19 protein-coding genes and 1 tRNA gene are annotated in these 24,704 nt (G+C 43.7%); 11 read left to right on the top strand and 9 right to left on the bottom strand.

Annotated elements, in window-relative coordinates; genetic code table 11:
• Positions 1 to 225: 225 nt before the first annotated feature.
• From CRENPOLYSF2_RS00720 to CRENPOLYSF2_RS00705, 4 genes are all read left to right on the top strand, one after another.
• Positions 226 to 1,653, top strand: coding sequence for a sensor histidine kinase (locus CRENPOLYSF2_RS00720; protein ID WP_087142052.1), 1,428 nt, complete (start codon positions 226 to 228; stop codon positions 1,651 to 1,653).
• 35 nt (positions 1,654 to 1,688) lie between these two features.
• A complete protein-coding gene (locus CRENPOLYSF2_RS00715) occupies positions 1,689 to 3,068 on the top strand; it encodes a sigma-54-dependent transcriptional regulator (RefSeq protein ID WP_087142051.1) in 1,380 nt (459 codons plus the stop codon).
• A gap of 616 nt (positions 3,069 to 3,684) precedes the next feature.
• Complete coding sequence (locus tag CRENPOLYSF2_RS00710; RefSeq protein WP_087142050.1) at positions 3,685 to 4,995, top strand: multicopper oxidase domain-containing protein; 1,311 nt, start codon at positions 3,685 to 3,687, stop codon at positions 4,993 to 4,995.
• A gap of 129 nt (positions 4,996 to 5,124) precedes the next feature.
• Entirely contained in the window at positions 5,125 to 5,856 is a 732-nt protein-coding gene (locus CRENPOLYSF2_RS00705) for a hypothetical protein (protein WP_087142049.1), read from the top strand.
• A gap of 143 nt (positions 5,857 to 5,999) precedes the next feature.
• Here the strand turns inward: CRENPOLYSF2_RS00705 and mutL are convergent, their stop codons facing one another.
• Entirely contained in the window at positions 6,000 to 7,811 is a 1,812-nt protein-coding gene (mutL, locus tag CRENPOLYSF2_RS00700) for a DNA mismatch repair endonuclease MutL (protein WP_087142048.1), read from the bottom strand.
• A gap of 76 nt (positions 7,812 to 7,887) precedes the next feature.
• Complete coding sequence (locus CRENPOLYSF2_RS00695; RefSeq protein ID WP_087142047.1) at positions 7,888 to 9,111, bottom strand: N-acetylmuramoyl-L-alanine amidase; 1,224 nt, start codon at positions 9,109 to 9,111, stop codon at positions 7,888 to 7,890.
• Positions 9,112 to 9,420: 309 nt separating this feature from the next.
• On the opposite strand from CRENPOLYSF2_RS00695, the gene CRENPOLYSF2_RS00690 reads away from it, so the two are divergent.
• Positions 9,421 to 9,507, top strand: a tRNA-Leu gene (locus CRENPOLYSF2_RS00690).
• Positions 9,508 to 9,841: 334 nt separating this feature from the next.
• Here the strand turns inward: CRENPOLYSF2_RS00690 and lnt are convergent.
• The gene (lnt, locus tag CRENPOLYSF2_RS00685) at positions 9,842 to 11,326 is read right to left on the bottom strand and encodes an apolipoprotein N-acyltransferase (protein ID WP_245807842.1); all 1,485 of its coding nucleotides are present in this window, start codon (positions 11,324 to 11,326) and stop codon (positions 9,842 to 9,844) included.
• A 175-nt stretch (positions 11,327 to 11,501) separates the two neighbouring features.
• Positions 11,502 to 12,269: a GlcG/HbpS family heme-binding protein gene (locus CRENPOLYSF2_RS00680; protein ID WP_087142045.1), complete on the bottom strand. Its 768-nt coding sequence runs from the start codon at positions 12,267 to 12,269 to the stop codon at positions 11,502 to 11,504.
• 269 nt (positions 12,270 to 12,538) lie between these two features.
• On the opposite strand from CRENPOLYSF2_RS00680, the gene CRENPOLYSF2_RS00675 reads away from it, so the two are divergent.
• Positions 12,539 to 13,231, top strand: coding sequence for a HEAT repeat domain-containing protein (locus CRENPOLYSF2_RS00675; protein WP_087142044.1), 693 nt, complete (start codon positions 12,539 to 12,541; stop codon positions 13,229 to 13,231).
• A gap of 230 nt (positions 13,232 to 13,461) precedes the next feature.
• Here CRENPOLYSF2_RS00675 and CRENPOLYSF2_RS00670 read toward each other — a convergent pair whose 3' ends face one another.
• From CRENPOLYSF2_RS00670 to CRENPOLYSF2_RS00655, 4 genes are all read right to left on the bottom strand, one after another.
• Positions 13,462 to 15,114 carry a SulP family inorganic anion transporter gene (locus tag CRENPOLYSF2_RS00670; protein ID WP_087142043.1) on the bottom strand — a complete coding sequence of 551 codons (1,653 nt, stop codon included), beginning with the start codon at positions 15,112 to 15,114 and terminating at the stop codon, positions 13,462 to 13,464.
• Positions 15,115 to 15,504: 390 nt separating this feature from the next.
• Positions 15,505 to 16,503 carry a hypothetical protein gene (locus tag CRENPOLYSF2_RS00665; RefSeq protein ID WP_087142042.1) on the bottom strand — a complete coding sequence of 333 codons (999 nt, stop codon included), beginning with the start codon at positions 16,501 to 16,503 and terminating at the stop codon, positions 15,505 to 15,507.
• A 225-nt stretch (positions 16,504 to 16,728) separates the two neighbouring features.
• Positions 16,729 to 17,775 carry a hypothetical protein gene (locus CRENPOLYSF2_RS00660; protein ID WP_087142041.1) on the bottom strand — a complete coding sequence of 349 codons (1,047 nt, stop codon included), beginning with the start codon at positions 17,773 to 17,775 and terminating at the stop codon, positions 16,729 to 16,731.
• Positions 17,776 to 17,925: 150 nt separating this feature from the next.
• A complete protein-coding gene (locus tag CRENPOLYSF2_RS00655; protein WP_087142040.1) occupies positions 17,926 to 18,462 on the bottom strand; it encodes a DUF2062 domain-containing protein in 537 nt (178 codons plus the stop codon).
• A 63-nt stretch (positions 18,463 to 18,525) separates the two neighbouring features.
• On the opposite strand from CRENPOLYSF2_RS00655, the gene CRENPOLYSF2_RS00650 reads away from it, so the two are divergent.
• The gene (locus tag CRENPOLYSF2_RS00650) at positions 18,526 to 20,790 is read left to right on the top strand and encodes a DNA internalization-related competence protein ComEC/Rec2 (RefSeq protein WP_087142039.1); all 2,265 of its coding nucleotides are present in this window, start codon (positions 18,526 to 18,528) and stop codon (positions 20,788 to 20,790) included.
• A gap of 376 nt (positions 20,791 to 21,166) precedes the next feature.
• Positions 21,167 to 21,868, top strand: a complete 702-nt coding sequence (locus tag CRENPOLYSF2_RS00645) for a TIGR00266 family protein (RefSeq protein WP_087142038.1) — start codon at positions 21,167 to 21,169, stop codon at positions 21,866 to 21,868.
• A gap of 90 nt (positions 21,869 to 21,958) precedes the next feature.
• Here the strand turns inward: CRENPOLYSF2_RS00645 and CRENPOLYSF2_RS00640 are convergent, their stop codons facing one another.
• A complete protein-coding gene (locus CRENPOLYSF2_RS00640) occupies positions 21,959 to 22,366 on the bottom strand; it encodes a VanZ family protein (RefSeq protein WP_087142037.1) in 408 nt (135 codons plus the stop codon).
• Between the two features lie 15 nt (positions 22,367 to 22,381).
• On the opposite strand from CRENPOLYSF2_RS00640, the gene CRENPOLYSF2_RS00635 reads away from it, so the two are divergent.
• The 3 genes from CRENPOLYSF2_RS00635 to CRENPOLYSF2_RS00625 are packed head-to-tail and all read left to right on the top strand — an operon-like array spanning position 22,382 to position 24,704.
• On the top strand, positions 22,382 to 23,176 hold the full coding sequence (locus CRENPOLYSF2_RS00635; protein ID WP_087142036.1) for a ferritin-like domain-containing protein: 795 nt from the start codon (positions 22,382 to 22,384) through the stop codon (positions 23,174 to 23,176).
• 2 nt (positions 23,177 to 23,178) lie between these two features.
• A complete protein-coding gene (locus tag CRENPOLYSF2_RS00630) occupies positions 23,179 to 24,357 on the top strand; it encodes an NnrS family protein (RefSeq protein ID WP_087142035.1) in 1,179 nt (392 codons plus the stop codon).
• A complete protein-coding gene (locus CRENPOLYSF2_RS00625; protein ID WP_087142034.1) occupies positions 24,357 to 24,704 on the top strand; it encodes a hypothetical protein in 348 nt (115 codons plus the stop codon). The genes CRENPOLYSF2_RS00630 and CRENPOLYSF2_RS00625 overlap by 1 nt, the downstream gene beginning before the upstream one ends.

Below are 24,704 nucleotides of genomic sequence, written 5' to 3'. Positions count from 1 at the left end.
ATTGGCGTAATTTGCCAATCGCAGCAGCTGCATGAGATTCCCCGCACTTTTAATCACACCCGGGCAATGCTGTCTTCTTGGCTAGTGGTTTTTCTGTTGCTGTTAACAGGCAGACTGATTTTAAAACGCACACATTGACCACAACGAACTACCTTTGCACGCACAGCAATACCCATGCGACACGGATTTATAAAGTAGATACGCTTCACTGTTTTTGGAGACGCAATGCAACCGCTATTTTACCGTCCAGCACAGCGCCGTGGCCTGATTTTTCTCAGCTTGCTGTTATTGGCTTTGGCTATTTTAGGCGGCATGATTTTCCGTAACGTGCTGCATTTTCAACGCGTTGTCTCCTATGTTAATTATTCACACAATATACAAAATATCTCGGTCGGCTTACAGCAGTCGGTTATTGATTATCTCACCGAAACCGACAGCAACGTCACACCCGCCGAATTAACCAAGACCCTCAACCAAATGGAAGAATTAATGGCCGATCAACGCCATTTATCCGACATTACCCGCGCCAATCTGCGTAATATAGAAACCATGCTGCTGGATGTCGGCTCGCTGGGTCGCCGTGACAAACATCAGCGCTTATCCGATGTACTCAGCGCCATGAGTGACACACTGGATAAAGAAGCCTTACAGCGCGAAAAAATGTTGGAAGACATTAATCTAGAAACCCAAACCGAGCTGTATATTGCCTTGCTGGTGTTTGCCGTCATCTTACTCGGTGCAATACTGTTTTTCTATTTTAGAATTTTGCACCCGCTCAATGATTTGCGCCAGCTACTGGAAAGGCTGACCGATGAAAATTATACCCCTATCGCTACCCACCATCTTGATCCCTTACTGTTACCGGTATTTGACAGCTACAACGGCATGGTCAATCACTTGGCAGACTTAGAAGAAGCCAACCGCTTACACGCACAATCGTTACAACGTGAAGTGCGTTTGGCCACCCAAACCTTATTGGAACAGCAACACAGTCTGGCCAGAGCCGAACGCTTGGCAGCTATCGGCGAAGTAGCGGCGGAATTGGCACATGAGATACGCAACCCGCTGGCCGGCATTCAAATGGCATTTAGCAACTTGCGCCGAGAAATTGACGACCCCAAACAAAGCGAACGCATACAGATGATTGATGCCGAGCTACGGCGTTTGACGCGCTTACTCAATGGTATGCTCGATCAAAGTAAACATGCACCGGAAAATGCTGCGCTGTTCGATTTATCGGCTTTAATACGCGATCTGGTGGTATTAACCCGCTACCAAATTGCCGAAAACATTGCGATAAAAATCGATGTGCAACCCTTATCCGTGTACTTACCGGAAAGTGAAATGCGCCAGATTTTGTTAAACCTGTTGTTAAATGCCGCCAACGCGTTGCCGGAACACGGTGGTACTATTGCCATTAGCGCCCATAAAGATACACGGGGCTTACAGATACAAGTGCGTGATGATGGCATAGGCTTTTCACAGGAAATGCTGGATTATGGCATCCGCCCGTTTCGTACCGGCCACGCGCAGGGCACGGGTTTAGGATTGGCAATGGTACAGCGCTTTATTCGGGATATGGGCGGTTCTATTAAATTAACTAATCTAGCACCGCACGGGGCGTGTGTGCTATTACTGTTACCGGATGCTTAAATAAATAACCCCTCATTGCTTGGAGTCAAATACACATGCCAGAAACTTTATTGATTATTGAGGATGAGAAGCTATTAGGCGCAGAATTATCTCGACATTATCAAAACATGGGCTGGGAAGTACTATTAGCCACCAGTTTGGCACACGCCAAAGACTTATTACTGAAACAAAAAATTAGCCCGTTGCTGATTATTTCTGACATGAATCTACCCGATGGCAATGCGCTGGATTTTATGGAGGCGATGAAAAATAACATCGGTTACGCAGAATGGCTGTTTTTAACCGGTTATGGCAGTGTGCCCGATTCGGTGCGAGCATTGCGTTTGGGTGCGTATGATTTTTTGGAAAAACCCTGCGATTTGGATCATCTGGATTTAATCGTGGCCAGCGCCGCACGCGGTGCAACCATCCAGCGCCGTATCAGTGACCAAACTAAAAACAGCCATCTGCGTTTTTCACCAGACGCTTATGTGGGACGTAGCCCACAAGCGCAAACAGTACGCACCCTGTTGTCAAAACTCACCCAAGTACCGTTCAGTGCGCTGGTGATTGGCGGTGAAACCGGTACAGGTAAAGGCTTAACCGCACGTATCTTGCATTATGGCGGGCCGCGTGCCAGCCAGCCGATGATAGAAATCAACTGTGCGGCACTGCCGCGTGATTTACTGGAATCGGAATTATTCGGCCATGAAGCAGGGGCTTTTACCGGCGCGACAGGGCGGCACAGAGGCTTGCTGGAGCAAGCCAACGGCGGCACATTGTTTATGGATGAAATGGGCGAAATGCCACTGGACTTGCAGGCCAAACTGTTAAAAGCCATTGAAGACCATAAAATTCGTCGTTTAGGCGGCGAAAAAGAAGTGGCGGTTGATGTACAGATTATTGCCGCCAGTAACCGTGATTTAGAAAAAATGGCGCAAACCGGCAGTTTTCGTGCCGATTTATACCATCGTTTGAGTGTGTTTAAGGTGATGTTACCGCCACTGCGCGAGGCGATAGACGATTTGGATGAACTCGTCCCATTATTTATTGCTGAATACAATGCCAAGGCGGGACGGTATGTTAAGGAGATACCATTGTCGGTTTGGAAAAAACTGAAAACGCATCATTGGCCGGGCAATGTGCGCGAATTACGTAATGTGATTGAGCGCTGTGTGCTGTTTGCTGAAGGCGAGATATTTCCAGAGCAATGGCTGAATCTGCCCAAGCAAGAACACAATGCAGTAGCCCATAATTCGCGGTTAGATAACAGTATCTATTTGCCGTTGGATGGCAGTATGGCACTGGATGATATTGATTGTTATATTATTAAAACCGCACTGGAGCAATCAGGCAACAATTTGGTTGCAGCGGCAAGAGCGCTAGGTACTACACGAGAAACCTTGCGCTATCGGGTACGTAAGTATAATCTTTAAGGCGTTAAACATTTTCAGCTAATTTCAATGCTTACAGCGTTTTCACAGTTCAATAGTTACAGCGTAACCGCTCGCACTGAGCTTGTCGAAGTGTGCCGCTCATGCTTCGACAAGCTCAGCACGAACGGTGGCTGTAACTGTCCTAAGTTGAAACGCTGTAACACATTATCACGCAGGATAATTTCCATAAGATTTGTTCACTATACGTAAAGACCCAGCCTCAGCTATTGATTTAGGCTTGTCGGACTCAATAATATGGTGGCTTTCCTGTCGGCCAAACCGCTACACTAATTAATTGTTTTTATCAAGGTAATAATGGCAGAAAATATGTGAAATATGTCATAGTTTTATGCGCTGCCATAAGAGATAATTCAAACAGTAATCTCTTCTATGGCAGTGCTAAGAACCTGCACTTTTTGGAAATAGCGGGATGTTGTAACAAAGTACCCGGCTATTTGATGGTTTACACACAAATATTTGTATGTGTTATGTGAGTCATCTTGTTGGTTTAGCCTATTTATTGAGTAGCCAGGAGGGGCGTGTATTAACAAGGATGGATTGGCAGCAACACCGGCTTTTCATCACTCATTAAAACAATAAATAGGAGAGTGTCGTCATGACGAAGCCATTATTAGGATTTATTTTTTTATGTGTTACCGCCTGTGTATCACAAGCACCTGTTAACTCCCAGACCGAAGCAAGCCCAACACAATCAAGTATTGTTAAGCGTTTTACGCTGGTTGCACAGCATACAACATTAACCATAGACGAAGGTGTTATTCATAAAGGCTTTACGTTTAATGGCACATCGCCAGCGCCGCTATTGTTGGTTAATGAAGGTGATAACGTTGAAATCACCGTCAAAAATATCGATACAGTTACTCACGGCTTATCTATACATGCAGCCAATACCCAGACAGCATTAAAAGTGGCTAATTTACCTGCTGGCGATACCAAGACGTTAACCTTTAAAGCAGATGTGCCGGGTGTTTATATGTATCACTGTGCGCCAGGTGGGCATGGCATTATGACGCATACGATGGGCGGTATGTTTGGCATGATGGTGGTTGAGCCTAAGAAAAAATTCGCACTGGAGGAAGAGCTTGGTCGTGTACCTGATATAAAAGTGTATTTGGCGCAGCATGAAACCTATTCTAACGGACGGGATTTTTTTGATGGCAAACCTTTGTATGTGTCTTTTAATGGTTATAACTTCCGCTATGTAAATGAACCTATTGTTGCCAGACCTGGCGATTACATCCGGTTTTATTACCTCAATGTCGGGCCAAATTTAACTTCAACTTTTCATGCAGTGGGCGGTATTTGGAATTACAGCTACCCACAAGGTAATCCAGCTAACAAAATGATGGGTGGCCAATCGGTATTAACAGGGCCTAGTGATTCATTTGTAATTGATTGGCAAGTACCTGCGGCGGGGCCATTCCTATTTGTTTCACATGCTCTGGGTACGCAAGCGGCTAAAGGTGCAGTAGGTATTATCAGCGCTAAAGACAATGCCCAGCGTCCAAGTGTTATAAGCAGTGTAGGCTTAACGTTGCCATTGCCCACTCAGCCTAAGCGTATTGTTGATCCGTTTGGTATTGGTTCGCCGGATATTGATAGAGCCGTGCATTTTCATGCAGGTGATCCGGTTTATGTGCAAATGGTGGGTAATAGCTTCAGCCCTAAAATAGTTGAAATACCGGTGGGTACTAATGTTACCTGGGTTAATGAAGATGTCTTTGATGTGTTGGAAGGCGAACGTTCCGGTAAGCATTCTATTGCAGTAACCCAAGGTGCTGAAATATTTGCATCACCTGTGCTATTACATGCAGATAAATTTAACGTCACGCTGTCTAAGCCAGGCACATACGAATATATCTGCCCGCTACATCCGTATATGAAGGGCAGAATAAAAGTCTATTAACAGGTTATGGCGTATGATGGCAGCTTGAGACCGTCGGCGGCCTCCGTGTTATTTGCGCATGGATAGGGGAAAACTCACGTACGCAGGTATTTTATATGGCATTACCCAATAGAGTGCTTGGAGCTGAAGATGAATAGTACGTTAAGGCAGATGAATTCGAGTTTCAAATGCTTGTTTAGCGGGTATTTGCTGATTATAGCACTGGGTTATGCTATGGCAGGCTTGCAAATATTAATGACCAGTGGCATGGCCGATGGCCAACTTGGCTTGTCTATTAGTGATGTTGTGTACAGTTATCACGGTAATCCCACACATTCGTTATTAGAAACCAAACTGAATGGCTCCATGCAAGATAAACTATCCGAGACAGAGCGCACTCAGCTGATTACTTGGTTGCACAAAGGCGCTAAAAAAAAGGCTTTTGATTTAGAGATTAAAGCCATTATTGATGCGCGTTGCGTGAGATGCCATTATGCAGGAAATCCCAGTAACATCCCTGATTTTAGCGTATTTGACAATCTTAAGGTGCGTAGTGTAACGCAGGGCGCGTCCGTCGCTACCTTAACACGCTTGTCGCATATTCATTTGTTTAGCATTGCGTTTATATTTTTTTCTGTAGGCTTTATTTTTGCTTTTAGCAGTGGTTTGCCGATAAAACTTAAGAATACGGTGTTAATGTTACCGTATTTGTTTTTAGCAATGGACGTATCGTCTTGGTGGCTAACCAAGTTAGATGCGCATTTTGCTTGGCTGGTTATTATCAGTGGTGTAGGTCTGGGGCTGGTATTTATGCTAATGTGGTCAATATCTTTGTATGAAATGTGGTTTGCACGCGATAAAACCACCGATACGCGGGGGTAATAAGTCACTGCTATTAACTTAATGAATTGTAATTTTCAGTCCCTCTCTTTGAAAAAGAGGGAAGTGATCACATACGAATGGGAAAGCAAAAACCGTAATAAGATAAGAGCATCATAATACTGGGCGTGAGCCGCATACCCAACCTACTGGCCACGCAGAAAAAACTTATCCAAATCTTGCGCTGATAATTCAACCCAGGTTGGTCGACCATGATTGCACTGACCACTGCGCTCTGTGCGTTCCATATCACGCAGCAATGCGTTCATTTCAGCCACCGTCAGTCGCCGATGCGCTCTTACCGAGCTGTGGCAGGCAATTGTCGATAAAATCTGATGAGATTGTTGCTGTATACGCTGGCTTATACCGTGTGTCATTAAATCAGCTAATACATCGCGAATTAAACTATCAACATCGTTTTGTCCTAATAAAACCGGAACTGATCGTAAAACAATAGTATCTGGCCCACTGCGATTCAATTCAAAACCCAGCGAAACAAAAAACTCGCTGCACTGCTCAACCAGATCGGCTTCGATAGCACGCACCGTCAATTTAATCGGCAACAACAGCGGCTGGCTAGGCACAGTACCCTCATGGTATTGTTGTTTTAAACGTTCGTAAGTGACCCGTTCATGGGCGGCATGGGCATCCACTAAAATAATACCGGTTTGAGTTTCTGCCAGAATAAAAATATTATGGATATGCGCCAACGCAAAACCCAAAGGTGGGTGTGTTGGTTCTGATTGGAGGTGTTCGGCTTGAGCCTCTATTTCCGTAGCGCTGCGCTGTAATTGCCCATACACTTGCATTTGCTCAGCAATAGACAGCGGCAAACTCGCCTGCTGTGGAGATGGCCTTGGTGCATAATAAGCCGGTTGAGAGGGAATTCGAGTGCTTTCCGAGCTGGGTGAAAATCTAAACTCTGTTATAGGAATACTGGATTCTATGGTTTTGCCAGGCCGTACATTGGCTAATGACCGGTGCAAGGCGCTGAACAAAAAGTCATGTACCAATCGACCTTCGCGGAAACGCACTTCGGTTTTAGCAGGATGGGCATTGACATCCACTAAGGCGCAGTCCAGCGTAAGATATAAAACAAATACCGAATGACGACCATGAAATAATACGTCGTGATACGCTTGCTTAATTGCATGGGACACCAGTTTGTCACGAATCAATCGGCCATTGACATAAAAAAACTGCATATCTTGCTGGCTGCGCGAGAATGTCGGCAAACCCACCCAGCCATTTAATCGTAAACCAGCGGATTCAAAATCAATTTTTATCGCATTGTCTATAAACGCCGAGCCGCAAATACCCGCAATTCTTTGTTCCTGCTCAGCATCGCTAAGCACGGGTTTTAACGTCAGTATTTCTTTTTGATTATGTATTAAACTAAAGCCAACATTAAAACGACTGAGCGCCAACCGTTGCACAACGGTTTCTATATGAGAAAATTCGGTTTTTTCGGCTTTTAAAAATTTGCGCCGTGCAGGCGTGTTGTAAAAAAGATCACGTACATCTACAGTAGTGCCTTGTGGGTGTGGGTCGGGCTGAGGATTAAAATCGCGCTCGGAACCATCGGCACAGACCCGCCAGGCACAATCCGCATTAACAATACGAGAAATAAGAGTGAGTCTTGCAACCGAGCTGATACTGGGCAACGCTTCACCACGAAAACCCATGCTGGCGACTTGCTCTAAATCCTGTAACGAGGCAATTTTACTGGTGGCATGGCGCGACAAAGCCAAGGATAAATCGTCTTTGTCGATGCCGCAGCCATTGTCTCTGATTTTAATTAACCGGGTACCACCTTGTTCTATCTCAATAACAATCTGATTCGCACCGGCATCAAAGCTATTTTCAACCAGTTCTTTAACGATGGAAGAGGGTCGCTCGACCACTTCGCCAGCTGCAATTTGATTGATAAGTTGAGCAGGGAGGAGTTGAATACGCATTAGCTGATTTAAAGCAAAATACGTATTCTATACAAGCAGGTGGACTTATGTAAGCGTTTAGCACTATTTGGCGTTTTTACAAGGCCGCTATTTTGCTGTTTTCAGGCGTGGCGTGTTTAAAATAATTAACCACACCTTTAAAAATAGCAGAAGCCATTTTAGTTTGATAACGCGAACTTAGTAAATTAAGTTCTTCTGAAGGGTTGGAGATAAACGCTGTTTCTACCAAAATGGACGGAATATCCGGCGATTTCAGTACCATAAAACCTGCTTGTTGCACGGCATTTTTATGTAAATGACCGATACCTTCAACATTTCTTAATATTTTGTCAGCCACTGTATTACTGGCTTCTTGGGTGGCTGTTTGCGATAAATCTAATAACACTGAGGCTAACATATCTTCTTTATCGTCCAAACTTACGCCACCAACTAATTCAGACGCATTTTCGCTGTTGGCTAGCCATCTAGCAGCTTCACTGCTCGCGCCTTTCATAGACAGTGTGTAAACAGATGCGCCTCTCACAGAAGTGTCTTGTACCGCATCAGCATGAATTGAAATAAATAGATCGGCATTAACAGCTCTGGCCAGTGCCATTCTTTTTCTAAGACCAACATAAATATCGTTTTTGCGTACCAGAACAGCTCTCATGCCAGGTTCTGCATCAATAAAAGCCTTTAGCTTTTTGGCAAGCGCTAAGGTAACGGTTTTTTCCAGCGTACCTTGTGGCCCGCGTGCGCCAGGATCTTCACCGCCGTGACCAGCATCAATTGCTATAACAATACGTTTCCCGTGTCGTTTAAACGCTTTTGGCTCATCGCTATTATCATTACGTTTGGCATGCTGTATTTTTTTAGCGGTCTCTACTTTAGTCTGCGTTGTATCGTCTACGTTTTTAGAGACGTTATTTTTATCAACTAAATCAACCGTCACACGGTGCTCATCAGCGTTACTGGATTTTAAGGTATAGTGTTTTGCACTGATAGGTTTTTTTAAATCAATGACTATTCTAACGCCATCGCTTTGCGTTGCGGTTCTAGCACTTACAAAGAGTGGATGAGTCGCAGCAGGCTGACCCAGCGTTTTTTCAGCATGCGTGTCTTTAAAATCAATAACTAAACGCGGGGGATTATCAAGCACAAAGACGCGATGTTTGGGTGAAGAGCTCACATCAAACAATAAGCGCACTTGGTTTTTTAGTGTGACATACCGTAATGAATTAATATTAATCTGTTGCGCGTAAGCTACCGTATGGGTTAGCTGTAATAGACAGAAAAATAAAATTTTCAAGTGAATTTTCATAACCACAACTCAAAAGGTGATAATTTGCATTAAATTGTAGCAGTATGTCATTGTTTTTCAATAGGGCGTAGCATTTATTATTAGTAAAAATATTTTTTGAATTTTCAATATCCTAATGTTATTGAATTTTACACCGATTGAAAAATATTTAGATTAAATTGCATTGAAAAAAATAGCGTAGCACGGGATTATTGCGTTTTGTCAGTGTGCAAAAATACAAAAGCGGAGCGTGTTTAATAAAAAACTGTGCGTAGGTATGGTTTATTTTTTTTATTACTATATAATGCACTTTTTACCAATGTTATCGATGCCTCGGTGGCGAAATTGGTAGACGCAAGGGACTTAAAATCCCTCGGTGGTAACACCGTGCCGGTTCGACTCCGGCCCGAGGCACCAAGCTTTATAAAGCTAATTAATTAGTTGCCCTACGCTGGCTATAAAGCATTCAACTTATAAAGCACTCTTGTTTTAAAAACACGGGGCTTTAATCAAAATTATAATTACCTAGCAATCTCAATAAAAAACCAGTGCTACATTCACGTCAGTGAGTTATTTTAGTACTAGTACTCAGTCAATTTTATTTTGGCGAGTGTGAATTTTAAAAAACCGTTCGTGGTGAGCTTGTCGAACCATGAACCACAAGTCCTTCGACAAGCTCAGGACGAACGGAGTATTTTATAGTACTCGACAAAGTAAAAATGACTAAGTACTAGCGTGCTGTGTACTTTATTTAAGATTTCCGAATCCAGTATCGACCACACACAACGATAGCCAGTAATAAAACACACAAACTGATTAAAATAACACTATCGCCTATTTTTGCATAAGGCGTTAAACCTCGCATAGGCGTAATCGCGCCAGTCAGCACGGTGCTTGTAAACGCGGGTGCTTGTTTAATGACAACACCTGTCGGCGCGACAATACCGGTAGTGCCGGTATTAGTGGCTCGAAGTAAAAAACGACCACTTTCCAAAGCTCTCATACGGGCAATTTGCATGTGTTGATGCGGCTCTATAGAGTCACCAAACCAAGCATCATTAGTCACGTTAACCAAATATGCCGCTTCTTCTAGCTTATTAATAGCTAAATCACCAAACGCATCTTCGTAACAAATTGATGGTGTAAAGGCATAACCACCGGCTTTCAGTAATGTTTGATTTAAATCTCCGGGTGTAAAATTGCCCAGCTTAATACCTAGCAGATTCAAAACAAATCCGGATACAGGTTGCCAAGGCAGATACTCACCAAACGGTAACAAATGCGTTTTTCGATAAAAACCAGTTTCCTTGCCCAATACCATCACCGCATTGTAGTATTCATTCGTTGCGTTGTCATCTAATGGCAAACTGGTAATCACGCTAGTGTTATGCTGTGCGGCATCCTGACTTAAAGGCTGCAAAAAAACACTATTGATGTCAGAATAAAAAGCCGGTACCGATGTTTCGGGCCAAACAATAATGGGCGTACCCCAGTGCTGCTCGGTAAGGGATTGATATAATCGCAAGGTTTTCACTTTATTTTCCGGTAACCATTTTTGATCTTGTCGGATATTGCCTTGAATAAGTGCAACGTTGATAGCATCACCCATAGGCTGCGTCCATACGAGTGGTTTTAGAAAAAAACCCGCCCCCCAAACAGCTACCACAATAAGAGCCAGTGGCCACGCACGTTGTTGATAGATGACTAACCCCGCAATCATCGCCGCCAATGCCGACACAATAAAACCTGTACCGTATGCGCCTAAAATAGGAATATAGCCCGCCAAAGCTGTGTCCAATTGCGGGTAAGCGCACAGTAACCAAGGAAAGCCGTTAAGAAACACATGCCCCCGTAAGTATTCAATCAGTGTCCACAATAACGGCGCGACCATCAGCCGAACACTGATTTTGGGGCTGATAATGGTAGACAAATAGCCGACTAACATAGGAAATAATGCCCAAACTGCCACAAATATAACTGTCAAAAATGTCGCAATAGCGGCGGGAACATAGCCGTAATCATGAATACTGACGTATACCCACGAAACGCCTAAACCAAAAGAACCTAAGCCAAATAAATACGCGCGTAACATGGCGCGTTTAGGCGTAATCTGTTGCCAAGATACAAACAATAAGCTTAAGGCGATTACGGCAAGATAAGGGTAATTAAAAGGTGCAAACGCTAAAGTAAAAAAAATTCCCAGCAAAAACGCCAGTAAATCGCCGTATTTAGACATTGGAAACGCAGGTGGTTTCATGGTGAAAATAGTGTAAAAAACGGCTGCAATGAACCGAAAATGGAATATTGACAGAATTGTACAGTGATTTTAAGGGTGGTGACTGTCCGCGTATAATAAAAACCTGCTGACAGTCACACCCAGAGTAAGCACTAATGCCTTAAGTAGCGGTTGATTAAGAACCCGCACCGATAGCGATAGAAGCCGCTTTTGCCGCAGAACTGCATTTTGGATGCTCCCAACCCGTATAAATGTTGTTAGTATCATAAACGATGCCGTCATCTTTTGCGTTTGAGACACCAGCCGGTAAAATGTTAAAGCCAACTAAATTACTGCGTGTGCGCCAGGCAATATTATGATCGGCACAAGAGCTGTCACCGCTGACACCAATAGCGCCGACAATAATCGGTTTATTATTAGCGCCATTTTTATAAAGACCGAGACCGCCACCAAAACCATTAATACCGCCAATTTTTTTGCCGACTAAGGGATCTTTTTCTGTGCCATAACGCAATGGACTGCCTAAATACGCAGTTGCGGGATCAATGGGATTGCTGGCTTGTAAGCCAAATAAGCTGCCACCGGGTTGAATAGCGGAATAGATATTAGCGGTTGATAATGCCAAGCCATCTAGGCTAAAGGCGTTAGCTGTATAAGCTTTTTGTGCAGAAATAATACGGCTACCTGGCCATTGTTTATTTCGATCGGCACCTGAATAGGCAACAGCGCACACAAAACCATCTCGATTAACTACTGAAGCCCACATATGTAAGCCAAAACCGCCATTTGTTTGGCTTTGTGCGTTGCTAAGCGCCGCTTTTAATTGTGCGTAAGTGGGTAGGTCTTGGCATATTTTTGGTATTTTATACGGCACAACCGCAGATGCGGTGGTACTGGCTAAAATAATAAATAAACCGAATATTTTGTTCAGTGATTTTTTCATAATATATTTTTCCAGAGAGTTAATGAACATAATGTAAAAAATAACAGAATGATGAATAGTTCAATTGAAGAAATAATGGCGTTAACAGAAGACCTCGGTCGCTTTAAACTGTGAAGTATCTGAATAACCAATCTAGCTCATTGGTCTGTTGAGACAAGTATAGAATAGTTATCTCAATAGGATTGATTTTCTAATATATCCTATAATATGTCTAAATATCTAAAATTTGCATAATTATTGTATAAAAAATCGGGAGAAATACTGTGGTAATGAGTGGCAAGATCAGGTGCTTAAGTATTTTATTGCTTGCATTGACTGCTTGTAGTAGTGCTTCTGATACGGTTGATAACGTGTCCTGGTCGGCACGTATTAAGCAAAGCCTACAGCCTGTTATTGCGTGGTTTAATCAGCATACTATTAAATCTTCGGAACCTGTTGATACAAAAGTCAATAAAGACGACGAGCAAGCTCAGGCGCAATTAATGGGTGCAATGGAGACACAATCCACCGCACAGATAACGACGCAAAAATCGGTGTTATCGGGTGAAAATGTGGCACAGTTACACAGCGATTATGATAAAGCTATCACGGCCGACGATAAGCGTGATGCGTTAGTCAGCCTTATCGAAGCGGATGCCAATAATGCAGCGACATTTTTACGTGATGCGTATGCCGATCCTGATCCTGAGTTACGCAAAGAAGCGGTATTGCAGATGCATGCCTTTAATAACCAAGCCGCAGTAATTGAGCTTTTATTAACGGCTTTAGGCGATCCTGATGGATCAGTGGTAATAGAAGCGGTTGAAGGTTTAGCGCAACTTGAGGATAAGCGTGCGATAGAAGGCTTAAAAAAACTGGCAACATCGCACCCCGATGAGCAAATTAGAGCTGTGGCGCAAGATTATGTTGATCAATTAGACGCTACTCAACCAACTGAACAATTAGAACCGTTGGATAAGTAGCTTGTCAGTGGCAGGTGGATTCAACTAAATTTAAGTGCAATTTTATTTAACGACTTATTTCGAAGTTAAATTCACTACCTATCAAAGCGCCGCACAAGCTTAGACGTAAAGCCCCCCCCCAGACTGTTATTACTCAGAACCAAGATATTTACGGTAGGCTGACTTATGCGACTTTATTCATAATTGATCCTATTTGCAGTTATCGCGCAATACAAGTGGATTATGTGCCATTAATAGGTAACGCCATTGCCTTTACGTGCAGCCAACGGATGCTCTGAGTAAGGTGCGTGCCCTTCCAGGCCGACAAATTCACATGAGCCTCCGTGCGCTTCATAATTGTGTTCAAAATCATGAAAAAACTCCATGACGGTATGATCAATCAAGGTCGTGTTATTCAGCAATACCAGCACCGACTTATTGCTATCTAATGTGGCCAGCGCATTTTTTAATGCCAGAAAATTAGAGAAAATAACCGCATCCCAGACTTCGACTACATAAGCATTGCTAGTTGTTGATTTAATGGTGAAATTCACTTTAAACAGATTGTTAAATTTAACACCACGTAACAGATGGATGATAAATTTAGCGATCACCCCCAGCGCAACACCCACTAACAAATCGGTCGCGATAACACCGATAATCGTGATCAGAAATAAAGCTAATTGTTCCTTACCAATGCCCATAACAGCGGCAAACGATTTAGGAGAGGCCAAACGAAAGCCAGTAAACACCAACAGTGCTGCCAATGCCGCTAGCGGTATGCTATGAATCAATCGAGGGAACAACACCACAAACAGCAGTAATAACATGCCGTGGAAAAAATTAGCCCAGCTGGTTTTTGCACCGTTATTCACATTGGCAGAACTACGGACGATCTCGGCAATCATCGGCAAGCCACCCAATAAACCACACAAAAAGTTACCTATACCCACTGCGGTTAAATCCTTATCCAGATTAGAATGGCGTTTGTACGGATCTAGCTTATCAACCGCCATTGCACTCAGTAAACTTTCTAAGCTACCTACTAAACCAATAGCAAGCACTGCTTCCCAAAACTCCAATGTGGCTATTTTGGAAAAATCAGGAAAATAAAAGCTGGACATAAAGTTTTCAGAAATGACCACCAAAAATTTTGGCCCAACGGTGGCTTCATGATGCGGCAAAAAATGGGCATCCGGCAAAAACAAATACATGTGCTCATGATTCAGATCGAAATAACTGGCCATCGCAATGCCTACCAACACCACAATCAGTGGCGCAGGAATCATCTTCAGCGTTGGGTTTTTAATAAGCGACCAGATAATTAAAATCGCCAAGCCAGTAAAGCCAATTATGGCAATTTCAGGATTCATATTCATCAGGCTGTGCGGAATTTGTGCCATCGTACTGATCAGGCTGCCTTTGTCCGGCGTTACGCCAAGTACCACATGAATTTGTTTGGTCATGATGATAATGCCAATTGCCGCCAACATGCCGTGGATAACGGAGGTCGGGAAAAATGAACCTAACCGTCCTGCTTTAAACACCCCCATGAAGATTTGCAAGACACTGGCAATCACAATCGCTGCCAAGGTGTAACGATAACCCGCCATTGCATCGCCGTCACCCAGGCCTTGTACCGCATCCAATACAACAACAATCAAACCCGCCGCAGGGCCGTTGATAGTGATAAATGATCCGCTGAAACGCGATACCACCAAGCCGCCAATAATCGCAGTAATAATCCCTGCTGAAGGGGGGAAACCTGAAGCCATTGATATGCCAAGACATAGCGGCAAGGCAATTAAAAATACCAGAAAGCCGGATAGCAAATCGCTGCGCCAATTTTGTGTTAAACCAGCCAAGCCAGTTTTGGGTACTTCTAATACGTTAGGGTGGTTCATACAAATCTCGGTTATTAGGTTAGTTACCAAAACATAAGCCAGAACCATGCCAATATTTTATAAAAGAGTAACAGGATGATTAATAAGCGATAGTAAATGTATATTTTGAGCGTGGCGGTTAGCCAAATGTTGAAAAACACCACTGACTGGTTGATTTGCACCACCTACAACCGAAAAAGATAGGATTGCTGTTAGCTGGGTAAATTCAAAAAACGGAACTTTTCAATCGGTATTGCCAAATCGGGGCTTGGGAACAAATTTACAATGCAGCTTGCGTAACGAGTGCGCTACAAACAGCAACACAGGCTATTAAGCCTCAAAGGCAATATTCAATGGGATGGCAATTTGGATACGATGAAGACAGCTTGATCAATACAGCAACGTTTTTCCTTAAAGGTTGCCTGTATCTTTTACTGCCTTGGCATTTTTGAGGATATCGAAGGTAGCTGATCTTAAGTGTTTAGCAGAAATCATGTTCGCAAGCTGCTGCGCACGCTCGGTTAAAAAAACCCGGGCATGGTCGGTTGCTAATAAAATGAACACGGCATCTTTACGCTCTGGCGTAGAAATTTTTTGTGCAAGACTGAACGCTTGCTCAAATAAAATCGATGCTTCTTTTTCGTTGCCCAATCGATAAAAATACCGCGCCACTTTGCTGGTGGCTACCGCTTTTTTTTCGTTATCCTCAATACGGGTCAATTTCAATTGTGCCGCGCTGATTAAATAACTTTGTTTTGTGGTGTCGGTTTCTAAAAACGTACTCAAAGCAGTTGCAACAGCAGCATATTCTGGATCAGCAATAGCGGCTAATGGTGTCGAAATATCAATTGTATTGTCTTGTTTAAACTGCATTTGCACATATTGATAAATCGCCTTGGCGCGATAAGCAGAACTTTTAATCTGCTCAGTGTATTTTTCTGATAATACCGAATTATTAGTTAGATAAGCGACATTTAACAGCTGTGCTAAGCCCTGTTGTTGCCGACTGGTATCTAAGGTTGGTAGTAAATTTTCAGCGCCCGCAAGGGCAATTTCCGCATTAACGAAAAAACCAATTTTGGCGTAATCGCGTGCTAGATTAATATAACCTGAAAACTTTTCGAAACCAGGCGCTGCATTTTTGAGTTTTTCTTCTGCCAGTAATAAAAATTTATTGGCCGATTCTATTTGACCTGCATTTTTTTGATGTACAGCAATTCCGCTTGCAGCCTGGCTTTGTTTGACAGGATCTTGTAAGTGTACAACTATACTTTCTGCCTCAATCAAAAAATCATTTTTTTTATTAATCCCCTGAAGCGCAATAGCGAGCTGCGCTTTATAGGCCGCCTGTTGCTCTTGCGCTTGCTCACTAATGCGCTGCGTTAAAGTGACAAGCGTCGAATCAATCAAATCGTGGCGTTTTAATTGAGAGAAGGTATTTAAAAGTGCAGTAATTAACGTAATATGAGTTTCTAAATCAGTTTGATATTGGCTAAGTTTGTAGGCTGACTTTAGTTTTCCAGAAGCGATATTAGCTTTCGATAACCTAGTACACCAAATTGTAAATCAACAGGATTTAAATATTAACTTGATGTAGTACACAACAGCGTTTCATTCATGATTTGAAGATTTTTATTATCCTGTTTTTATATGATTTGATGTACTAGTAATAAAGCTGTCCCATTCAACATCTGCGCTTAATTCCCCGTAAAGATTATCCAGAAATAATCTATTCTCTGGTGTTACTAAATTGGCATGAGTAACGGCGGTTCTATCACCTGCATCCAAACCTATGGTATTCATAAAACCTAAAATACGGGTACGATTATGCTTGGCTTCTATTTGGGCAGGTGTCTGAATTTTTTGTGTCGATAACTCGGTTGCTGAGGCATCTAGCATATCGCGCTGAGTAAATGGCTCTTGCTGTGTAATGGCGCGAGGAACTGAGCTTTGCTCAGGTATCGCGAAAGTGAAATCTTGGGTGTTGGTGTTTTGCCGTGGCTCGTATTGATAAATAGCCCCTGCCAAGACAGCAAAAAATACTGTGGTAGCAAGCGTAACCTCATAATGTTTACGAGCCAATTTAACTATATGAAAAATTGACCGCCACCCAAATGAGTAGCGCAAGCCCATTTCTTTTGCGATCCTTTCTTCTAGTAAGGCTTTACGGCGTCTTTCCTCTTTTTCGCGTTGCTGCTGTTTTTCATAGTCAATGCTAGCTTGCGCAAGTCGCTGCATTTTTTGGTGTATTACCTCGTATTCCTTTTTTTCCCGTTCCTCTTCTCTGTATTTATTGACATATACATTACAAAATGGACAAAATTTAGGCTCAGCCTTGGCGTTAAGCGCCTGCTGTTGCCCACAAGCGGGGCAGACAAAAACCTCCTCGATGACAATAGATTCCATCTTTTCTAAGGGTACCAGCGATAGATTCTGCCAGTAGTTTTGTTTGCTGGGTTGATGCGAACACAACAAGCCCATTTTCGTCAAAATAGCACTGGTTTTTCTGGCAGCGCTTTCTGAGATATTTTTTTGAATACACACAGACCCGCTTGCAGGATAAAGCAAGCGTTCTAAATCTTGTTGTTGAGACAGTGCTAAGGCGACATTTTTTTTTATGGTTTCTAGTTCACCTAATCTTTGGGGATTAATGCCGTTTACATACACATCAAACAGTGTCATCTAGTTCTTCCACATTGGTTAATATGGAAGAATTATAGTGCATGTTAGGAGATGTGTATTTGTACCTCATGGGTTGGCGTTTTTAACATCACCCCCAACCTATTTTCAGCATCCTATATTTTGCCAGGCTAAAGTGAATAGCCCAAAACACTAAACCTTAGCTGCTCTTTTCAGCTGTCTAGCTGCCCATTTTTTCTTAATGTCATACGCCCAAAAATAGCGAATTCCATAATAACCTGCCGTAGAGCAGGTAATACCTAAAATTAAACACCCTACCAAAAACGGCTGCCAGACATCACCCAAGCCCGACCAAATACCTTCCACGGTAAATTGAAACGCCGCATTAGCCGATTCTATATTCATAAAGGATAGCCCGACCCGATAGGCAAAATAAAACAACGGCGGCATGGTAACCGGATTGGTTATCCATACCAACACCACAGAAATGGGTAAATTAGCACGAAAATAAATCGCCGCCATTGCCGCAAATGCCATTTGTGTGGGCGTTGGAATCCAGGCACAAAAAAGTCCAACCGCAAACGCCACTGATATGGAGCGACGGGTTAAATGCCACAAATTAGGATCGTGTAATTTATCACCTAAAAATTGCAGACTCTTATGGTGTTTTATAAATTCTGGATCAGGCACAAACCGGTTTAATATTTTTTGTATTAATTCTTTCGCCATAATGGTCTATAAATGAGGTTATCTATCAACTAAGGTTTATCCGCTGCCCAGCGTACACATGCCATGATTCCAGCCACGCTGTCATTTTTAGCGGGATTAATAGTCGTCCAACAATTTTCTGTGCTACCAGAGAGTCATTGGCTCTACGTCGGTATTGCCGTCGTTGCTGTTATTGTATGGCGGCGCTATTGGCTGTGTCTATGTTTTAGCATCGGCGTATTGTGGGCTATTGTGTTTGCCATGCTACGCTTAGCAGATCAATTACCTAAGTATTTGGAAAACATAAACATTCCTGTTAAAGGCATTGTTTTGGATCTACCAGAACCGCACGATAAAGGTGTACGATTTAATTTTAGCGTTACTGAAGCCAACGTCCCGCTACCATCGCGCATACGCTTAAGCTGGTATGACGCTAACCACCCCGTAAAAGCCGGTGAACACTGGGCATTTACCCTTAAATTAAAACGCCCGCACGGCACGTTAAACCCTGGCGCATTTGATTACGAACGCTGGCTGTTTACCGAAAGCATCGGTGCAACAGGTTCGGTACGCAAACACCCTGCCCCCGTATTGTTAGCCCGTAATTCCACATGGAGCAGCGTTGCTATCTGGCGGCAAAACATCAGTGATTTATTAACGCAACAGCTACCCAACAGCACCAACCTGGGCTTAATAAAAGCCTTAACATTGGGTGATGGCCACGGTATTAGTCAGGCGCAATGGGATATTTTTCGTAATACCGGCACGACGCATTTATTTGTTATCTCTGGTTCGCATATTGGCCTGGTTGCCGGTTTGGTGTATTTATTAACACTGAAATGTTGGGCCAGAACCGGCATATTGGTCTGGTCGCCGCAAACAGTAGCCGCGCTGGATTCCTTACTGTTTGGCTTGTTGTATTCGGCTATTGCGGGTTTTACCGTGCCCACGCAACGCGCTCTGATTATGCTGGCTATCGCCATGATAGCGATTGTGCTGCAACGTAATAATCGTCCGTTCCATACCTTAGCTGTGGCCATGCTGGCCATTTTAATGTTTGATCCGTTAGCGGTTTTATCGCCTGGTTTTTGGTTATCGTTTCTGGCGGTAGCACTGATTATCTACACTATCAGCGCCCGCTTAATAACACCCAGCGCCATGCTGGGCACACTTAAAGTCAATTGGGCAACGTCGGTAGGTTTAGCACCCTTGTTATTGGTGTTTTTTCAACAAATCTCTCTGATTGCACCGCTGGCCAATTTTATTGCCGTACCGGTTATTGAAGTATTGATTGTGCCTGTCGCATTGGTAGCGACCATTTTATTACCGCTGTCTTCCACACTGGCATTGCCGTTGTTTTGGTTGGTCGATAAAATCTTACAATGCTTACTGTGGCTGCTAGACTGTTTAGCCGATTTACCTTGGGCCACCTTAAGCCATACTGCGCCTTCAGCATGGGTATTGCTGTTTGCTATACCTGCCATAATGCTGTTGCTGGCACCACGCGGCATGCCAGTAAGAAGCTTGGGGCTTATTTTATTATTGCCACTGGTGTTTACCAAAACCCAGCATCCTAAAACGGGTGACATTAAACTAACGGTATTGGATGTAGGGCAAGGCTTGGCGGTGGCGGTACAAACCGTTAACCATTGGTTAATTTACGATACTGGGCCAAAATATAATTCTGGCACTGACAGCGGCCAAACCGTGTTATTGCCGTTTTTACGCAGCCAGCAAGTCGATAAGCTTGATACAGTAATCATCAGCCACGGTGACAGCGATCACATTGGCGGTGCGGACAGCTTGCTAAACAATGTACCCACCGCGCAGGTTCTCAGCAGCGTGCCCGCACAACTGGCGGCATACCAAGCTACGCTGTGTAAAGCGGGGCAAAGCTGGGTTTGGGATGAGGTGATATTTACGCTGCTATCGCCGGATCATGTGTTTGAGTCGGACAATGATAATTCCTGCGTGTTGCACATTAAAGCCAAGCACGGCTCGGTGTTATTAACCGGCGATATTGAGGCGGAGGCCGAATTGCGTCTGGTGGCTAAGTATGGCCAACAGTTAAAATCGACCGTATTAGTAGCCGCGCATCATGGTAGTAAAACCTCATCGACGCAGGTATTTTTAACGGCAGTTGGTGCAGAAAACATTATTATTCCAGCGGGGTATTTAAATCAGTTTCACCACCCGCATCCTACGGTATTGGCTCGCTATCAACAAAGCCAGGCACACATAGTCAACACCGCGTACAGTGGCGCGATAACCTTTGATACGAAAAATCAGCCAGCGCCACTCAGTCTATTTCGTGAAAGCGAGGGCAAATACTGGAATAGTAAGCCATAAAAATTAAGAAGAACGTTCTTCACAACTATTGTTGTACAGATTTTCTTCCGCGTAAAATACAAAAGCACACAAAAAATACAGAGCCCAACTAAACTTAGCGCTTTGCTGATGAGTACTTGTTCAGCCTCCCTCTTTTTTAAAGAGGGAAGTGAATACGTACGCTGATTAGGCTTTCTAAAGCGTTTTCAACTTAGGACAGTTACAGCCACCGTTCGTGCTGAGCTTGTCGAAGCATGATCGGCACACTTCGACAAGCTCAGTGCGAACGGTTACGCTGTAACTATTGAACTGTGAAAACGCTGTATATCTTTTATGTTTTCCATGACCATCATTTTTAGTAAAAAATTACTTTTAAAACAATACGCAAGGCGGACTTATGGCGCAATACACAATTACCGGCGATGTCGATCCATTTTTACACGTCAGCCTGAAACACGGCGAAAAAATCTATTGCGAATCTAATGCAATGGTTATGATGGAAAGCGCTTTAGAACTGAAAGGTAAAATGACCGGTGGCCTTGGCAGTGCCATAATGCGCCGTTTGGCCAATGGCGAATCGTTTTTTCAACAACATATTGAAGCCGTGCGTGGCGACGGCGATTGTTTATTATCGCCAACATTACCCGGCGCGATAGAAATTTTAGACGTTGGCAATACCAACTATATGATCACTGACGGCGCTTTTGTTGCCGCCGACAGCAGCGTGAGTTTAAATGTAAAAACCCAACGCTTAGGCAGTGCGCTCTTTGGCCAAACCGGTGGCTTTTTTATTTGCGAAGCCAGTGGAGTTGGCAAACTTGCGGTATCTGGTTTTGGCTCTAGTTTTGTACTGGACGTTGAGCCTGGCAAAGATATTATTATTGATAACGCACACGTTATTGCTTGGGACAGCGCATTACACCATGAAATTTCAGTCGCAACCCAAGGCGGAGGCGGCTTGCTAGGACAATTGGTTAACAGCGTCACCAGCGGTGAAGGCATGGTGTTAAAATTCTCTGGTAAAGGTAAGGTGATTATTTGTTCGCGTAATAAAGATACCTTTGCAGCGTGGTTGCTTAAATTAATGCCTAGCAATTAATGAATACTTGCTTGCGTATTGATGAATTGACTCCGTGTAAAAAATTTAAAATAAACGACCTTGTCTGTTTATGAGCGGTGCTACATCATTTCACGATTGCGCAATTTTTTCAGCCTTTTTAAAGCGTATAGGGGAATGCAAAAAAACCATTGCTAAACTCGCACCTACGCTATCTGCAAACCAATCTATCACATCCGAAGACCGCCCTATAACAAAAGATTGATGCCATTCATCGGTTATGCCGTAAATACTGCAAAATACAATACTGACTATAATTAAAACATCAGAGCACGCTATAAAATGTTTAAAACTACGATACGCGAGTACGCTCATAATGAAATACGCACCGGCATGGTAAAGTTTATCTTGGTATAAAATACCAAAATCAATCGGTGGTTTAAGCGACGAATGCGCCGATAACCAGTAAATCCATGCACAATAGCCTGTTAAAAACAGGGTATTTAAAAATTTCGCGCGGTGAGCGTTTGGTGCAATCATATAGTAAGGAGAGCCATGAAAACGGTATTTGAATGTGCAGAAGCGTTTTTGCACACCACCAGTATAGAAGAAAAACTAACATTGACCCATCAGGCATGGCACAACTGGCAGCTAGGAAAATTAAACGTTAACACCAGTCAACCCGTTCTAGCCATCTCGGAAGTAAAGTTTCCGAATAAGCCGATGTTATTAGCACCACGCGCTATGCCAAACCGTAAATTAACCACGGCTGCAGGTATTGCAGCTTTTTTTCATGCCATCGCCCATGTTGAATTTATGGCAATTAGCCTGGCGTGGGATTTATTGTATCGGTTTCGCGGCTTACCCGAACAATTTTACCAAGACTGGCTACAGGTAGCCGATGAAGAAGCCCAGCATTTTGAGTTACTACAAGCGCATCTGCACACCATGAACATACAATACGGTGACTTGCCCGCACACAACGGCCTGTGGGATCACGCGGTCGATACCGCCGATGACTTACTAGGGCGACTGGCGATGGTGCCGCGCTGCATGGAAGCGCGAGGCCTTGACGTAACCCCCGCCCTCATCACTAAATTTGAGGCAATGGGCGATCAAACCAGCGTGGCCTTATTAACGCGCATCTTAACCGATGAAGTGGGGCATGTAGAACGTGGCTCACACTGGTTTAAATTTGTCTGCCACCAACAAGGTTATGTTTCAGAAGATAAATACAAAGCATTAATTAATCACTATTATCGCGGCGGCAGACCGAAAGGCCCTTTTAATCGAGAAATGCGTATAATCGCAGGCTTCTCGCACACCGAATTAGACTGGTTGGAACGTTAATCATGACAAAAACACACGCTATTTTTGACCACCCGTTGTTTGCTTTGGGCTTCAGGGTTTTTTTCGCACTGGCAGGCTTGTCTGCACTGGTATTGCTGGTGCTGTGGAGTGCTATTTTTAAAGGTACACTCACCCAGGCCAATTATTTTTCTAACAGCTATTGGCATGCGCATGAAATGCTCATGGGATATTCGGTGGCAGTGATTGCCGGATTCTTGTTAACCGCTGTCAAAAACTGGACAGGGAAACCGACCGTCACTGGCAAGCCCTTAGCCGGTTTAGCCTTAGTGTGGCTGTATGGCCGTGTCGTGCCTTTTTACGAAGGCGTGCTACCGGATGCACTCATTGCCTTGATTGATTTTGCGTTTTTGCCGTTGTTAGCGTATCAGGTCAGCAAACCTATTGTGCAGGCCAAGCAGTACAGCAATCTTATTTTTGTCGTGGTCTTACTGGTGCTGGCCTTAGGCAATGGCTTGATGCACAGTGAAATTTTGGGCTTGCAAAAACATAGCGCCGCTATTGGCATTCACATCATCATGGCGACTATCATCGTGCTGATATTGATTATTGCCGGCAGAGTGTTGCCTTTCTTTACCCATCGCGGCATCGCCGCCGCTTTAGTGGTCAGAAATCCGCTGTTGGATGCCGTCGCCATTGGCTCGGCGGTATTGGTATTTGATTTGCAAATAATGGGCACTACCGGCATTTTGTTGGCGCTGGTGGCTATGGTTGCCGCGCTGGCCAATCTCGCCAGGGTTTATCAGTGGCATATACAAAAAATTTGGTATGTGCCGTTATTATGGGTGCTGTACACCGGTTACGGTTGGCTTATTCTGGGATTTTTGCTCACTGCCTTAGCGGCTTTCGGGCTGGTGTTACCTTCTGCGGCCGTGCATGCATTTACCATTGGCGGCATTGGTGTGTTAACCGTAGGTATGATGGCCAGAGTGTCATTAGGCCATACCGGCAGAGCGATGCGGGCATCCAACACCATCGTTATCGCGTTTGTGTTGATTAATTTAGCGGCGGTGTTTAGGGTATTGCTACCGATTGCTGTACCTGCGTGGTATGGCAGTTTTGTTTATATCGCCATGTTGTTGTGGCTCGTGGCGTTTGCGTTATTTGTGGTGGTGTATTTGCCTATGCTGACCAGTGCCAGAGTGGACGGTGAAAAAGGTTAATGGCAGTGGAATTATTAATCCGCTTATTTATTTGTAGTATTTTTAGCATGTTATTAACGGGATGTTTTCCGTTATCAGGGCGCGATTATGATGCTTTTGCACTTAAATTGATTCCCATTGGCACTGAGTTATTTCCGGCGATAACTCTACTTGATAAAAAAGGCTATAAATGCTCTACCAAAGTCAACTTTCATATAACCCCAGAACCTAAAGGTCTTTTCCTTTTCTGCGCAAGATCTCGGCCAGGTTTTCTGTACGTCTGTGGTCAACATATTGTCCTAGATATAGATGAAAATACCTGGCGGGTTAGCTCTAATAATCCTGAAGCAGCTTGTACGGGGTTATGA

The sequence above is a fragment of the Crenothrix polyspora genome, from assembly GCF_900163755.1.
GTDB classification, from domain to species: domain Bacteria; phylum Pseudomonadota; class Gammaproteobacteria; order Methylococcales; family Methylomonadaceae; genus Crenothrix; species Crenothrix polyspora.
This window is presented reverse-complemented; position numbering and strand designations above follow the sequence as displayed.

Excerpts from the sequence above, each read along its gene's own strand:
- CRENPOLYSF2_RS00675 (WP_087142044.1), top strand. The coding sequence starts at position 12,539 with ATGAGTGGCAAGATCAGGTGCTTAAGTATTTTATTGCTTGCATTGACT.
- CRENPOLYSF2_RS00670 (WP_087142043.1), bottom strand. The coding sequence starts at position 15,114 with ATGAACCACCCTAACGTATTAGAAGTACCCAAAACTGGCTTGGCTGGT.
- CRENPOLYSF2_RS00630 (WP_087142035.1), top strand. The coding sequence starts at position 23,179 with ATGACAAAAACACACGCTATTTTTGACCACCCGTTGTTTGCTTTGGGC.
- CRENPOLYSF2_RS00650 (WP_087142039.1), top strand. The coding sequence starts at position 18,526 with ATGATTCCAGCCACGCTGTCATTTTTAGCGGGATTAATAGTCGTCCAA.
- CRENPOLYSF2_RS00695 (WP_087142047.1), bottom strand. The coding sequence starts at position 9,111 with ATGAAAATTCACTTGAAAATTTTATTTTTCTGTCTATTACAGCTAACC.
- CRENPOLYSF2_RS00640 (WP_087142037.1), bottom strand. The coding sequence starts at position 22,366 with ATGATTGCACCAAACGCTCACCGCGCGAAATTTTTAAATACCCTGTTT.
- CRENPOLYSF2_RS00710 (WP_087142050.1), top strand. The coding sequence starts at position 3,685 with ATGACGAAGCCATTATTAGGATTTATTTTTTTATGTGTTACCGCCTGT.
- CRENPOLYSF2_RS00715 (WP_087142051.1), top strand. The coding sequence starts at position 1,689 with ATGCCAGAAACTTTATTGATTATTGAGGATGAGAAGCTATTAGGCGCA.
- CRENPOLYSF2_RS00625 (WP_087142034.1), top strand. The coding sequence starts at position 24,357 with ATGGCAGTGGAATTATTAATCCGCTTATTTATTTGTAGTATTTTTAGC.
- CRENPOLYSF2_RS00655 (WP_087142040.1), bottom strand. The coding sequence starts at position 18,462 with ATGGCGAAAGAATTAATACAAAAAATATTAAACCGGTTTGTGCCTGAT.
- CRENPOLYSF2_RS00645 (WP_087142038.1), top strand. The coding sequence starts at position 21,167 with ATGGCGCAATACACAATTACCGGCGATGTCGATCCATTTTTACACGTC.
- mutL (WP_087142048.1), bottom strand. The coding sequence starts at position 7,811 with ATGCGTATTCAACTCCTCCCTGCTCAACTTATCAATCAAATTGCAGCT.
- lnt (WP_245807842.1), bottom strand. The coding sequence starts at position 11,326 with ATGTCTAAATACGGCGATTTACTGGCGTTTTTGCTGGGAATTTTTTTT.
- CRENPOLYSF2_RS00720 (WP_087142052.1), top strand. The coding sequence starts at position 226 with ATGCAACCGCTATTTTACCGTCCAGCACAGCGCCGTGGCCTGATTTTT.
- CRENPOLYSF2_RS00680 (WP_087142045.1), bottom strand. The coding sequence starts at position 12,269 with ATGAAAAAATCACTGAACAAAATATTCGGTTTATTTATTATTTTAGCC.
- CRENPOLYSF2_RS00635 (WP_087142036.1), top strand. The coding sequence starts at position 22,382 with ATGAAAACGGTATTTGAATGTGCAGAAGCGTTTTTGCACACCACCAGT.
- CRENPOLYSF2_RS00660 (WP_087142041.1), bottom strand. The coding sequence starts at position 17,775 with ATGACACTGTTTGATGTGTATGTAAACGGCATTAATCCCCAAAGATTA.
- CRENPOLYSF2_RS00705 (WP_087142049.1), top strand. The coding sequence starts at position 5,125 with ATGAATAGTACGTTAAGGCAGATGAATTCGAGTTTCAAATGCTTGTTT.